We start from the raw sequence: 12,070 nt of genomic DNA, 5'->3' as shown, positions 1-12,070 counted from the left end.
GGGCACCGGAAGGCCCACGGGCTTCATGGGCCCGAAGCGCAGCGTTTCCACGCCGCGCCCGGCCATCACCTCCACCGGAAGGCAGCCCTCGAAGTAGGGAACGTTCTCCCAGTCGTGCCCCTCGTATCCCTCCCCGCCGCGCAGCGCCTCGATGAACGCCTCGTACTGCTCGCGGTCCATCGGCGCGTTCAGGTAGTCTTCCGGCCCGCCCTTGCCCCAGCGTGAGGCAAAGAACATCCGCTCCATGTCCAGCGAGTCGAAGCTGACCACGGGGGCGATGGCGTCAAAGAAGGCCAGCCCCTCGGCGCCTAGCGCGGCGCGGATGGACTCCGAAAGCGCGTCCGAGGTCAGCGGCCCGGTGGCGACGATGGCGGGGCCGTCCGGCAGCCCGGGCATTTCTTCACGGACGACGCGAATGCGGGGGTGCGCCTCGATGGCGGCCGTCATGCGCTCGGCGAACTCGCGGCGGTCCACGGTGAGCGCGGTGCCGCCGGGAATGCGGGCGGCGCGAGCGCAGGCCAGCAGCAGCGAGCCCCCGACGCCCAGCGCGTCCATCTCCACCTTGAGCAGCCCGTGCGCGTTCTGCGGGTCTTCGGACTTGAAGGTGTTGGAGCAGACGATTTCGCCCAGCAGGTCGGTGTTGTGCGCGGGGGTGCCGCGCACGGGGCGCATTTCGTACAGCGTGACGTCGTGGCCGCGCTCCGCGAGCTGGTACGCCGCTTCCGAGCCGCTCAGCCCGCCTCCCACCACCGATACTTCCGCCATCGTGCTCCTCACTTCTTCAAGGCTTGCGATCCAGCACACCGGCTGGATGATTGTCGATCAAATTGAACGAGCCGCGTGCGCCGGGCGGGTTTCACGGCGGCCCCCACCCGGGTCCGCATGACTCACCCACCCTCCCCCAGAAAAGACTGGGGGAGGGTTGAGGACGCGCACCGAACCCTCCCCCGCGCCGAACGGCTCCCCCTCTCCCGCGGAGCGGGTGGAGGGGGCTGGGGGGAGGGGGCCTCTCCGAACGCGCCTCGACCCGGCCGGACCACACCGATCTGCCGTTCTCCCCTCTCCGTGCGGCAGTTTGCACGGGGAGGGGCCGGGGGAGGGGCCCAAAGCCGAAGTCGCGCGCCGATTTCTCCAGACGCGCCGGACTGTCCGAAGCATCGCCCATCCACCTGCCCCGCCTCCCCCAAACGCCGCGCCCTCCCCCGCGTCACGGGGGAGGGCCGGATCACCTGCGGCTGCCGGACGGAGGGCTACTTCTTCTTCGCCCCGCCCCGGGCGCCCGCGGCCTTGCTCCCTGCTCCGCGCGCCGTGGTCTTGGCCGCCGCCGAGCGCGCGGACGAAGCCGTCTTGCTGGCCGGCTTGCGCGCGGCCGGCTTCCTGGCCGCCGTGTCCGCCGCCGCGCTCTTGGCCGCGGGCTTCTTGGCCGGCGTCTTGGCGGCGGGCTTGCGCGCCGCGGCCGACCCACGCTTGGCGCCCCGCTTGGCCGCCGGGGCGGCCAGGGCGCGTTCCGCCAGCAGCGGCACCGCCTGCTCCAGCGTCACTTCGTCCGGTCCTACCCCCTTGGGCAGGGAAGCGTTCACGGCGCCGTGCTTTACGTACGGCCCGTAGCGCCCCTCGAACAGCAGCACCGGCTCGCCGTCCGCCGGGTGCGCGCCCAGGGTGCGCAGCGGCTCGATGGCGGCCCGCTGCCCACGCCCGCCCTTGGGCTGGTTCAGCAGCTCCAGCGCGCGGGGGAGCTCCACCGTGTACAGGTCGTCGTCCTTGGCCAGCGAGCGAAAGTCGCCGTCGTGCACCACGTACGGGCCAAAGCGCCCCGCGTTGGCCTGAATCTCCTTGCCCGTCTCCGGGTGCACGCCCAGCGTGCGCGGCAGCGAAAGCAGCCGCAGCGCAATCTCCAGCGTGGCGTTGGTGGGGTTCATTCCCTTGGGGAGCGAGGCGCGCTTGGGCTTCTCCTTGCTCCCCTCCGGCACGTCGCCGCGCTGCACGTACGGGCCAAAGCGGCCCTGGAGAAGAAAGATGGGCTCGCCGGTCTGCGGATCGGTCCCCAGCACGTCAGGGCCCTCCGCCTTCTGCTTTACCAGCTGCGCCACCTGCTCGTCCGACAGATCCGCCGGGGCGATGCCGTCGGGGATGGACGCGGTTACCGTCGCGCCGTCCGCCTCCATCTCCACGAACGGGCCGAAGCGGCCGATGCGCACCCGCGCCGGGCACCCCTCCAGCGTTACCGTGCTTGCCTCGCGCGGGTCGATGGCCTCCTGCCCGCGCTTCACCGTCTCCTCCAGCCCCTCGGGGCCGTTGAAGAAGTGCTGCAGGTAGGGCAGCCACTGGGCGTCGCCCTCGGCGATCTCGTCCAGCTCCTCCTCCATGCGCGCGGTGAAGTGCGTATCCACCAGCGAGGGAAAGTTGCGCTCCAGCAGCCCCGTGACCGCAAAGGCCGTAAAGGTGGGAACGAGCTGGTTGCTCACCCGCTCCACGTACCCGCGGTCGATCACCGTGCCGATGATGCTGGCGTAGGTGCTGGGCCGGCCGATCCCCTCCGCCTCCAGCGTCTTGACCAGCGTGGCCTCGGTGTAGCGCGCCGGCGGCTGCGTGGTGTGGCTCACCGCCTCCAGGCCGCGCAGCCCCAGCGCGTCGCCGCGCACGAGCGGGGGCAGCGGCTCGTCGCGGTCTTCCAGCGCCGCGTCCGGATCGTCGCTGCCCTCCACGTAGGCGCGAAAGAAGCCGGGAAAGTCGATGCGCTTGCCGCTGGCGCGAAAGGTGGCGCCGTCCGCCTCGATCACCGCCGTCAGGTAGGTGAGGCGCGCCTCGGCCATCTGGCTGGCCACGGTGCGCTTCCAGATCAGGTCGTACAGCGCGCGCTCCACGCCCGTCAGGCGCAGTTCGTCCACCGTGCGCATCTCCGTACCCGCGGGGCGAATGGCCTCGTGGGCTTCCTGCGCGCCCTTGCTCTTGGTGGTGAACTGGCGCGGCTGCGGGCTCAGGTAGTCGCTGCCGTACAGCTTCTCGATCCGGGTGCGCGACGCCTTGATGGCCTGGTCGCTGAGGTGCACGCTGTCCGTACGCATGTACGTGATGTGCCCCTCTTCGTACAGCCGCTGGGCCACGCGCATGGTGTCGCGGGCGCTCAGGCGCAGCTTGCGGTTGGCTTCCTGCTGCAGCGTGCTGGTGGTGAACGGGGGATACGGCCGGCGCACCGTCGGCTTTTCTTCCGTTTCGCCCACCTTCCACTCGGAGGCGCGCAGCCGCTCCTGCAGGGCGCGCGCTTCCTCTTCGCGCAGCAGCACCACGTCGCGCGACTTGAGCTGCCCCGTGTTTTCGTCGAAGTCGCGCCCGGTGGCCACCCGCTTGCCGCCCACCGTGGCCAGGACGGCGCCGAACGGGGTGATGCCGCGCAGCAGCGTCGCCTTCAAATCCCAGTACGTGGCGTTGCGAAAGGCGCGGCGCTCTCGCTCCCGGCGCACCAGCAGGCGCACCGCGACCGACTGCACGCGCCCGGCGCTCAGCCCGGTGCTGATCTTTTTCCACAGCAGCGGGCTTACGGTGTAGCCCACCAGGCGGTCCAGGATGCGCCGCGTTTCCTGCGCGCGCACCAGGTGCTCGTCAATCTGCCGGGGCGAGGTGATGGCCTGGCGGATCGCCTCGGGGGTGATCTCGTGAAAGACAATCCGCGACACGGGCACCTTGGGATCCAGCACCTGCACCAGGTGCCAGCCGATGGATTCACCCTCGCGGTCTTCGTCGGTCGCGACGATCAGTTCGCCCGCGTCCTTGAGCAGCGCCTTGAGCTCGGCGACGATCTTTCGCTTGCCGGCGGGCACCACGTACAGCGGCTCGAAGTCGTCCTGCACGTTCACGCCCAGGCGCGCCCACTCCTGGCCCTTGTACTTGGCCGGGATTTCGGTCGCGGACTCGGGAAGGTCGCGGACGTGCCCCATGGACGCGGCCACCACGTATCCCGCGGGGAGAAAGCCCCGGATCGTCTTGGCCTTGGTGGGCGACTCCACCACCACCAGCCGCTTGTCTTTCTTACCCGCCATGATCGGTCTTGAGAGATGCGCCTGCAACGGGCGCGAGGCCCCGGGCGCGGAGTGCCGAATGGATGTCGTCCGCCAGCGCGTGCACGGAGCGGCCGTCGGTTGTCAGGTGCAACTGCGCGCGGGCGTACAGCGGCTCGCGTTTCGCCAGCAGGCGGCGGACGGCGCCGGCCGGGTCGGGGCCGGCGAGCAAGGGCCGTTCCCCCGGCGCGGCGGAGGCGCGGCGCACCGCCTCGTCCACGCCCACCCGCAGCCAGACGGAGAAGGTGCCGGGGCCCAGGGCGTCCAGCAGTTCGGCGCGGGTGATCCACCCCCCGCCGGGGCTCAGCACCACCTCCGTCCGCGCGGCTACCCGGTGCGTCGCCTCCGCTTCCATCGCGCGAAAGGCGGGTTCGCCCTCCGCCGCAAAGATCTGCGCCACCGTGCGCCCGTCCGCCCGCTCGATCTCGCGGTCCAGGTCCACGTGCGCCCATCCCAGCCGCTCCGCGAGCGCCGCGCCCACGGCGGACTTGCCCGACGCCATCATCCCCAGCAGCACCACGCGCCGGGGCGGGGCGTCAGCGGGGGGCAAAGGCGCCCCGGGCGCGGATGCGGTCCACGTACGCCCCGAACGAGGCGCGCAGGTCCGTCATGCTGTCGCCGCCGAACTTTTCCAGCACGGCCGCCGCGAGGACCAGCGCCGTCATGGCCTCTGCGACGACTCCGGCCGCGGGGACGGCGCAGACGTCGCTGCGCTCGCGCACCGCCTCGGCGATTTCGCCCGTCCGCAGGTCCACCGTGGCCAGCGGCTGCATGAGGGTGCTGATGGGCTTCATGGCCGCGCGCAGCACGAGCGGCTGGCCGGTGGTGATGCCGCCCTCCAGCCCGCCCGCGTGGTTGGTCGCCCGGCCGAATCCCCCGCCCCGTCCCAGGGATGGATCGGCGACGATGGGATCGTGCACGCGCGAGCCGGGGCGCAGGGAGCCTTCGAAACCCAGGCCGATCTCCACCCCCTTGATGGCCTGGATGGACATGAGCGCGTGCGCCAGCCGCCCATCCAGCTTGGCGTCCCACGACACGTGCGAGCCCAGCCCCGCCGGAACACCCCGGGCGACGACTTCCACCACGCCCCCCAGCGTGTCGCCGACCCGCTTGGCCGCGTCGATGGCGTCGATCATGGCGCCCTCGGCCTCCGCGTCCAGGCAGCGCACCGGCGACGGGTCCGACGCGGCGTTCAGGTCCTGCGGCAGTTCGTCCGGCCTGCGGGCCACGATGCCGCCCAGCGACGCCACGTGGCTGCCGAGGGTGATCCCCAGTTCCGCCAGCAGCCGCTTGGCCACGGCGCCGCAGGCCACGCGGGCGGCCGTCTCCCGCGCGCTGGCGCGCTCCAGAATGTCGCGTGCGTCGGTGCGGTCATACTTGAGCGCGCCCACCAGGTCGGCGTGGCCGGGCCGGGGCAGGTGCACGCGGCGCATCGCCTCGTCATCCCCCATGGCATCCACGGGGGAGGGCGACATGGCGTCCGTCCAGTTGGCCCAGTCGCGGTTGCGCACCAGCAGGGCGATGGGCGAGCCGAGCGCCTGGCCGTGGCGCACGCCGGACAGGATCTCGGCGCGGTCAGACTCGATGCGCATGCGTCCGCCGCGGCCGTAGCCCCCCTGGCGCCGGCGCAGCTCGCGGTCGATCTCGTCGGTGGACAGGGGCAGGCCGGCGGGAGCGCCCTCGACGACCGCCGTGAGCGCGGGGCCGTGCGATTCGCCCGCGGTCACGAAGCGGAAGGTCGGCATGGGAGAAATAAAACCCCCGGCGCGGGCGGGCGCCAGTGCCGGGGCCGCCGGAGCCCTGTCCACGGTTCTCCACGGCGCGCGGGGACGCGCCCGCGCCCCATCCGCCCCACGGAGCGCGGACGACCGCCCGCACGCCCGCACCCGTCGGCCGAAGCCGTGCCCCGGGTGAGCGTTATCCCCTGCCTCCCACCTACGGCCGGCATCTTCCCACCCCATCCCGCCCGATCCCCATCCCGCCACCGCCGCGCATCCGCCACGCACCTTGACCGCGCGGGTTCTACCATCCAGAAGCCGCCAGACGAGGGCACGAAGCGCGGCGGATCCAGCCTCCACGCCCCGTACCCCCGCCGTGGCCCGCGTGAACGGCCGTTCCACAGTCCGCGCTGGACCGATCGCAAGGCAGAAAAACGAACCGGGGGCCCGGCATCGCTGCCGGGCCCCCGGTTCATCCATCCACCAGAACCACGTTACTGCAGGTCCTCGTTGGTCAGCGGCAGTGCCACGATGCCGCCGGACGTAATCGCGTAGACCCGCAGGTTCACGTTGGCCGCATCGCCCGGAGCCCGCGGCGCAACCGCCAGCGCGCCGGTCACCGGGTCGCGAGTGTAGATGCGCTTCAGGACCTGGAAGCTGAACGTGTTCACCACGTCAACGAAGTTGCGGCCGTTCTCCGCCCCCGACACGAACGCCAGCCGGCTGCTCCCGCTCGGGTAGTTGGCATTGTCCGGGTGCATGGCCACGCCGCCGGTGGGCTGCCCCAGCAGCACAGAGCCCTGCCGCCGCAGCGTGTTGTTGAAGAAGTACGCCTCGTTGCCGCGCGCCACGCCCAGGCTGCCGTCAAAGTTCAGCCCCAGGCCGATGACCCGGTCCGCCGAGTTGGCGATCAGGTCGCGGACGTCGCCCCGCAGCAGCAGCGAGTCGCCGGAAGCCTGGAACAGCGGAATGCGGGCGTTTTCGCGCGCACCCTCGCCCACCGCGACGTACTGCCGGTCGCTGCTCGTCGCCACGAACGTAGTGTCGGAGAGCCCGACCTCCGCAATGTCGGCGCCCAGGTCCAGGCGCGTGTCATACTTGCCCCCGGAGGCGTTGGGGGGCAGCAGGCGGAGCTTGGTGAGCGAGTCCGACACGGTGTACGCGCGGCCCCGGATGCAGGCCGGGTTGGTTGTGTCGCCAAACCGGCGGCGAGGGCAGACCACCACCGTTTCGCCCACGGTGAGGAAGGCGGAGTCGGCATTTACCGCGATCCCCTTGCCCCCGGTGTGCCGGTCCACGTACCCGATGAAAATCTCCGAACGGAGCTTCGCGGGGTCGTAGATGCGCACGGTGCCGTCCGCAGCCGCGGCCGTGGGCTTGGTGCTGTACACGATCAGGCCGTTGGAGGTCTGCCCCATGAACTGAGGCCGGTCGCTGTAGTCGTGCACGCGCACCGAGCCCACCTTGCCCGAGTCGTCGTAGACGATGGAGAACAGCCGCTCATTCTGGGTGAAGATTCGGCGGCTCTCCGCCTCGCGCAGCACCGCGGTTCGCAGCGGAATCACCGAGAAGTTGGTGCCGCCACTGTTCGCAACGTACAGCGAGTCACGCGTGCGTCCGATGGCAAGGCCCCAGGGCTGCGAGCCCACCGTGACCGGAGTGCCGTACCTGGTGTCGCCCAGCCGCAGCACCTCGACCCGGTTGCGGGTCAGGTTGGACAGGTAGACGTTCTGCGAGTCGGCCACCAGGTCGGCCACCAGGTCGGTGCCGTTGGGCCGCGCCAGGGTGGCGCCGCGCGCGATGAACACCGGGAACACCCGGCCGCTCACCGTGGTCAGCACCGTGCCGCCCGGGCGCACCACGCACGGCAGCTGCTGCGGCGTGTTGGGCGTGGCCGCCGCGCCGCAGTTGCCGCTGGAGTCCTTGGACCAGGCGGTCACTTCCAGGTCCACGCCCGCGGTGTCCAGGGGGTTGAGCCCCAGGTCGGCGAACTGGAAGCGGAAGATGCCCGTGGTCACCGGGCCGGCGCCGCGATACACCCGCAGCGTGTCGGCCGTGCCGCGCCGGCGGATCGCCAGCACCGTGACGCCCACCGAGTCGATGCGCGTCTCGTCCAGCCCCGTCACCGTGACCTGGAACGAGTCGGCCTGCTCCACCGTGCCGGCCACGTTGACCGAGTAGGTGGTGCGCGGGGCGATGCGGTCCAGTTCCGCGGCGCGCACGGCCACCTGCACCGGCACCGCCGTGCCCGGCTGCAGCGCGCCGGAAACGGTGCTCGCCTCAATGGTCACCACCCCGTCCGACGCCAGCGACGGGATGGGGATGACCAGCACCGAGTCCACGACGGCGCGCGGCACGGCCAGGGTGATGGTCCGGTCGAAGGTGAAGGCGCCGGAGCCGCGCACCCGCACCGAGCTGATCAGGTCGCGCGCGTCCTCGGCCACCACCCGCACCCGCAGGTCGGCGCCGCCGCGCGGGTCCTGGCCGGCCGGGATCGTCACCTGCACCCGCGGCCCGCCGATGGAAACCTGCGCCGTGTCGGAGCGGCTGAGCCCCGCCGTGTCCACCGCCGTGACGACCACGAAGACGCCGCTTTCACGCACGGTGTCGCTGGTGGCCAGCAGGAAGCGGTCGAGCGTGGTGTCGCGCACCACGCGGCCGCCCGCCAGAAGGTCCACTTCCTTGGTGGCGAAGCGCGTGACCACCGTGTCCGTTCCCAGCGCCACGCTGCCGCGCACCGAGAAGGCCCGGAAGATCACCCGCGCCAGCCGCCGGTCGTCCTGTACCCGCGCGCGGACGAACAGCGAGTCGCCCACGGCGATGGTGCTGGTGCGCGCGTCCGGGAGCAGCACGTCCACGCTGGGGGCCGCGCTGGGGCCGGTGATGTTGATGCGCACCGTGTCGGCGCGCGACAGCCCCGACGAGTCCGTCGCCGTCACCACCACGTACACGCCGCTTTCGCGCGCCGTGTCGGCCGTCGCCGGGAGCAGGCGCTCCACCGTGGTGTCGGTCACCGCGCGCGTTCCCGTGAACGGCACCTCCGTCGACACGTAGCGCTGCACCACCGTGGCCGTGCCCTGCGCCGGGTTGCCCCGCACCGAGTACGCCGCGAAGCGCACGCTGGCCAGGCGGCGGTCGTCGCGCACCCGCGCCCGCACCAGCAGCGCGTCGCCCAGCAGCACCGACCCGCCCTCGGCCGGCGCGGTGATGTCCACCAGCGGCGCCACGCCGGCCCCGCCAATGGTGATCTGCACCGTGTCGGCCGTGGTGAAGCCCGACGAGTCGGTGGCCGCGACCACGATGTAGACGCCGGATTCACGCACCGTGTCGTTGGTGGCTACCAGGAAGCGGTTCAGCACGGTGTCCGTCACCGCGCGGCCGCTGCCGGGAAGGCTCACCTCCTTGGGGACGTAGCGCGGAACCACCACCGCCGTGCCCAGCGCCGGATCGCCCCGCACCGAGAAGCCGGAAAAGGTCACCCGGGCCAGGCGCCGGTCGTCGCGGGCCCGCGCGCTCACGAAGATGGAGTCGCCCACCGCCACCACGCCGGAAGCCGCCGTGGGTGACAGGATGTCCACCGTGGGCGCCACCGTGCGCGACACCAGGTTGATGCGGGTGGTGTCCGCCGTCTTGTTGCCGGTGGAGTCGTAGGCGGTCACCACCACCAGCACCCCCTGCTCCGCCACCGTGTCGCTGGTGGCGATGAGGAAGCGGTCCAGGGTGGTGTCCTTTACCACGCGTCCCAGCCCGGTGAGGTTCACGTCCTTGCGGCCGAAGCGGACCACGGTGGTGTCGCTGCCCAGGTCGGGGCGGCCGCGCACCGAGTACGCCTCAAAGGTGGCGCGTGCCAGGGCGCGGTCGTCGGCCACGCGGGCCCGCACGAAGATGGAGTCGCCGACGCTCACGGGGGCGGCCGTCGCTTCCGGCTTCTGGATGTCCACCGTGGGCTTCACCGCGTCGGGGTTGCCCTGTTCGGGGCCGCCCGGGCCGGTGGGGGGCGTGAACGGGTTGGGCCCCGAGTCACACGCCGCCAGCGCGGTGGCGAGCGCGAGAGCCGCCCCCAGGGCGGCCCGGCTACGAAGGAGTTTCATCAGTCCTGCTGCCTGCAGAGGGGGGATGCGGTCAGGAGTCCTGCCGCACGATATGCGGGGTGACAAGAATGAGCAGGTCCTGCTTCTGCTCACTGCGGTTGTTGACCCGGAACAGGCCGCCGATGAGCGGCAGGTCCATCAGGAACGGGATTCCGCTGCGCGTTTCGCGCAGGCGCGACACGGTGAGCCCGCCAATGACGGCGGTTTCGCCGTCAGCGACCAGCACCTGGTTCTCGGCCTGCTGGCGGGTCACGTTCAGCAGGTTGGCGCTGGTGGTTCCCGCGTCGCTGTTTTCCGCGCGCAGCGTAAGGCGCACGCGGCCGTCGTCGGTGATGTGCGGGGTCACTTCCAGCTCGATCCCCGCCTCCACCTGCACCGGCTGCAGCGTCACGCCGCCGCTGGCCGCCGCACCGCCCTGCGTGGACGCGGTAAGGAAGGTGATTTCCTGCCCCACGAAGATCCGCGCCGTGCGGTTGTCCAGCGTGGTGATCTGGGGCGTGGCCTGCACGTCGGCCAGTTGCGTGCTCTGCAGGGCGCTGATGAGCGCCACCAGCGAGAAGCGGTTGGCCAGCAGCAGCGACACCGCCACGTTCAGCGAGGCGTCCTCGATGTCGGAGGTGGCGTTGCCCACCGCGCCCACGGAGGGCCCGCCCAGCAGAAACTGGTCGTCGCCCGTGGTTTCGCCCGTGGGCAGCCCCGTGGTGGGGTCGTACACGGGGTTGTTGATCAGCGACCCGAAGCCGTTGCCGCCAAAGTCCTTGAGGTCGTACTGAATGCCCAGCGCCTCGAGCTGCGTGCGGTCCACGAAGATGATCTTGGCTTCGATGGCCACCTGCGCGGCGGGCACGTCCAGCTGGCGAAGCAGCTGCTCCACGTCGCGCACCACGCGCTCCACGTCCGTCACTACCAGCGTGTTGGTGCTGGTGTCGGCCACGATGCTGCCGCGGTCGGTGATCAGCTTGGTGAAGGTGGTGGCCAGGTCGCCGGCGGGGACGTAGTTCACGCGGAACGGCCGGGTGACCACCGGCTCGGCGGCGGCGCGCTCGGCCAGCCGGGCAATGGCGTCCACGCGGATCAGGCCGCCTTCCAGCTCCTCGGCCGCCAGGCCGTACGCCTGCAGCAGGGTGCGGAGCGCCACGTCCCAGGGCTGGCTGGTAAAGGAAACGCCGTCCACCACGATCCCCGACACGTCGGTGCCGGCGATGATGGAGCGGCCGCTGAACTCGGCGAAGGTCGCGAGCACGTCGCGCATTTCGCTGTTCTGAAAGCTCACCGTGATGCGGCGGGCCTGGCTGGGCTGCTGCTGCGGCGCGGCCGGGCGCGTCTGCGAGGGCCGCGGCGCCGCGGCCTGGGCGGGGGCGGAGCCGCTGCTCCAGGGCGCGAACGCCGTGGCGCCCGAGGCCAGGGAGATGCGCAGCCCGCCGGCCACCCGCTCCACGCGGTACTCGGTGTCGCGGTCCAGGTCCACCACCAGCCGCACCACGTCCTGGGCGTACTGGCTGGCGCGCACGGCGCGCACGCCGCCGCGGTCCAGCCCCGCGTACTGCCGGGCGGGCAGCCCCAGGCGGGCGTTCTGGATGTCCACCACCACGCGGGGCGGGCCCGACAGGGTGAAGTCCGTCCAGGCGGCGCTGCCGCCGGCGATGTCCACCGTGAGTTCGGTGCGGCCTTCACGGCCTTCCAGCCGCAGCGCGGCGACGTTGCCGTCGGCGGCGGGGGGCGCCGCGGGGGCGGCGGCCAGGGGCGCGGCCACCAGGGCCAGCAGCAGCGCCATCCATGCGTTGCGCACGATCATCAGGAGCCTCTTGGTCGTCATGAGCATTACGGACGGCGCCCCGGAGCGGGCGCGGGAGCCGCCGGACGGGCGGGCGTGGCCGCGGCCGGAGCGGCCGGCGGCGCGGCGGGGGCGGGCGCGGCGGCGGGCGCCGTGGGGCGCGGGGCGCGCTGCACCTCGTACGAGTACACGCGGCTCACCCCCATCTCGTCCTCGCGCAGGTCCACCCGGCGCGGGGTGATGGCCACCACCGTCACGCTTCCCAGCCGCTGGCCCAGGCGCAGCCGCACGCGCGTGGTGCTGTCGGGCAGGGAGAAGGTGGCCATGGACTGCCGCGGGTTGCCGCTGAACACGATGCTCAGCAGGCGCAGATCCTGGGCGCGCACCCCCATCTCGTCGCTGGACAGCAGCGGCTGGAAAGGGTCGGGGCGG

Annotated in this window: 7 protein-coding genes; all 7 read right to left on the bottom strand. The window is 72.0% G+C overall.

The window, feature by feature from the left end; genetic code table 11:
* A partial coding sequence (gene trmFO / locus VF665_RS22875) for a methylenetetrahydrofolate--tRNA-(uracil(54)-C(5))-methyltransferase (FADH(2)-oxidizing) TrmFO (protein ID WP_331055797.1) occupies nt 1-765 on the bottom strand: 765 nt, incomplete at its 3' end.
* Between the two features lie 485 nt (nt 766-1,250).
* Complete coding sequence (gene topA / locus VF665_RS22870) at nt 1,251-4,037, bottom strand: type I DNA topoisomerase (RefSeq protein ID WP_331055796.1); 2,787 nt, start codon at nt 4,035-4,037, stop codon at nt 1,251-1,253.
* Nucleotides 4,027-4,605: a shikimate kinase gene (locus VF665_RS22865; RefSeq protein WP_331055795.1), complete on the bottom strand. Its 579-nt coding sequence runs from the start codon at nt 4,603-4,605 to the stop codon at nt 4,027-4,029. The genes topA and VF665_RS22865 overlap by 11 nt, the downstream gene beginning before the upstream one ends.
* Complete coding sequence (gene aroC / locus VF665_RS22860) at nt 4,592-5,800, bottom strand: chorismate synthase (RefSeq protein WP_331055794.1); 1,209 nt, start codon at nt 5,798-5,800, stop codon at nt 4,592-4,594. The genes VF665_RS22865 and aroC overlap by 14 nt, the downstream gene beginning before the upstream one ends.
* Before the next feature lie 467 nt (nt 5,801-6,267).
* A complete protein-coding gene (locus VF665_RS22855; RefSeq protein ID WP_331055793.1) occupies nt 6,268-9,864 on the bottom strand; it encodes a hypothetical protein in 3,597 nt (1,198 codons plus the stop codon).
* Between the two features lie 31 nt (nt 9,865-9,895).
* Nucleotides 9,896-11,659, bottom strand: a complete 1,764-nt coding sequence (locus tag VF665_RS22850) for a secretin N-terminal domain-containing protein (protein ID WP_331055792.1) — start codon at nt 11,657-11,659, stop codon at nt 9,896-9,898.
* 26 nt (nt 11,660-11,685) lie between these two features.
* Nucleotides 11,686-12,070, bottom strand: a 385-nt coding sequence (locus VF665_RS22845; RefSeq protein ID WP_331055791.1) for a hypothetical protein, incomplete at its 5' end; no start/stop codon positions are given.

Origin of the sequence: Longimicrobium sp. (assembly GCF_036387355.1) — a bacterium.
Taxonomy (GTDB): Bacteria; Gemmatimonadota; Gemmatimonadetes; order Longimicrobiales; family Longimicrobiaceae; genus Longimicrobium.
Note: the sequence above shows the minus strand (reverse complement) of the source record. Positions and strands in the feature narration are given on the sequence as shown.

Coding starts and splice junctions, on each gene's coding strand:
- aroC (WP_331055794.1), bottom strand. CDS start 5,800: ATGCCGACCTTCCGCTTCGTGACCGCGGGCGAATCGCACGGCCCCGCG.
- topA (WP_331055796.1), bottom strand. CDS start 4,037: ATGGCGGGTAAGAAAGACAAGCGGCTGGTGGTGGTGGAGTCGCCCACC.
- VF665_RS22850 (WP_331055792.1), bottom strand. CDS start 11,659: ATGATCGTGCGCAACGCATGGATGGCGCTGCTGCTGGCCCTGGTGGCC.
- VF665_RS22855 (WP_331055793.1), bottom strand. CDS start 9,864: ATGAAACTCCTTCGTAGCCGGGCCGCCCTGGGGGCGGCTCTCGCGCTC.